Origin of the sequence: Solidesulfovibrio alcoholivorans DSM 5433 (genome assembly GCF_000702665.1) — a bacterium.
GTDB lineage: Bacteria > Desulfobacterota > Desulfovibrionia > Desulfovibrionales > Desulfovibrionaceae > Solidesulfovibrio > Solidesulfovibrio alcoholivorans.
The window spans coordinates 1-1527 of sequence record NZ_JNJA01000060.1 but is presented as its reverse complement, the minus strand read 5'-3'; the positions used below and the strand labels follow the sequence as shown (position 1 = coordinate 1527).

2 protein-coding genes are annotated in these 1527 nt (G+C 59.1%); both read left to right on the top strand.

Going from position 1 to position 1527, the window contains the following annotated elements:
• On the top strand, positions 1-1050 hold a 1050-nt coding region (locus Q368_RS0122780), incomplete at its 5' end, for a Mu transposase domain-containing protein (protein WP_043786785.1).
• A partial coding sequence (locus Q368_RS23635) for an ATP-binding protein (RefSeq protein WP_043786783.1) occupies positions 1047-1527 on the top strand: 481 nt, incomplete at its 3' end. The genes Q368_RS0122780 and Q368_RS23635, both read left to right, overlap by 4 nt.

Genomic DNA, 1527 nt, shown 5'->3' with positions numbered 1-1527 from the left:
CAGGGCGAGGCCTTCCCGCACATGCTGTGTCATCCGGTGCTGCCATACTCCAACTGGGAATGGGTCACGGTCTGCCATTCCGAATCGCTGGCGGCGCTGAAGCGAGGCGTGCAGGAAGCGTTATTTCGGTTGGGCCATGCGCCACTGTACCATCAAACGGACAATTCCACGGCGGCCACCCACGATCTGACCAGCGGCAAGCGGGCCTTCAACGAGGAATACGTGGCCATGGTCGGTCACTTCGGCATGCACCCCAGGACCATCGCTGTCGGCGAAAAGGAGCAGAATGGTGATGTCGAGGCCATGCACCGGGGGCTGAAAAATCGGCTGAAACAATACCTGCTTCTGCGCGGCAGTAATGACTTTGAAAGCGCCACCGCCTACGAAATGTGGTTGTGGCGGATGCTGCTCAAGACCAACCGTCCCCGGCAAACGAAGCTTCGGGAGGAACTGGCTGTGATGCGGCCAGTAACGATGGCCAGACTTCCCGAATTTACGGAAGTCGATACCAGGGTCAGTTCCTGGAGCACTATCTCCATCAAAAGCAATGTCTATTCCGTACCCTCCAGACTCATTGGAGAAAAGATCATGGTCAGAGTCTATGAGGGGAGGATCGACGTGTATTATGGCGGCAAGGTCCAACTCACCACCCAACGCCTCCTGGGACGCGGCGGCCACCGGATCAACTACCGTCACATCATCTGGTCCCTGGTGAAAAAGCCCGGTGCGTTTCGTCTCTATCGTTACCAGGAAGACCTCTTCCCCTCCCTGGTCTTCCGGCGTGCTTACGACGCGTTGCGAGACCGGTTCGAGGAGAACAAGGCCGACAAGGAGTACGTACGCATCCTGCACTTGGCGGCGTCCACGATGGAGGCCGAGGTGGAAACCGCCCTGGAACTCCTCCTTGAGGCCGGCACGCTGCTCAGCGCCGAGGGGGTCAAAAGCATGGTCACCGATGGCGAAACGCTCGCGGCCATGGGCATGGACGCGCCGCTCGTGGACCTTTCGGTTTACGACAATCTCCTGTCCCGACAGGAAGGTTGCATATGACCCAGGAAACCGGCGGCCTCACGATCTGCCTCAAGGCATTGCATCTTTCGGCGTTTGCCAGCCGCCTCCAAGAGACGACGGCCACGGCCGAGAGCCAGGGTTGGAGCTACCAACAGTATTTGCAGTACCTGGTCGAGCTTGAACTGGAGGACAGACGGCAAAGCCGTATCGAACGTCTCCGCAAGGCCTCCGGCCTGCCAGGGGATAAAACCTTGGCTAGTCTGGATACGGGGGCTTTGCCGGAACGGGTGAAGAAGATCCTGCCCTCCCTGTGCGAGGGGCACTTCCTTGAACGGTCGGAAAACATCGTGGCCTTCGGCCTGCCAGGACGAGGGAAAACGCATCTGCTGTGCGCCATCGGTCATGAGCTTGTCCGTCGCGATCATCCGGTGCTGTTCATCCCGGCCTACCGTCTGGTGCAGAAGCTGCTCATCGCCAAACGCGACTTCAACCTGGAAAAGGCCCTCAAAAAGCTGG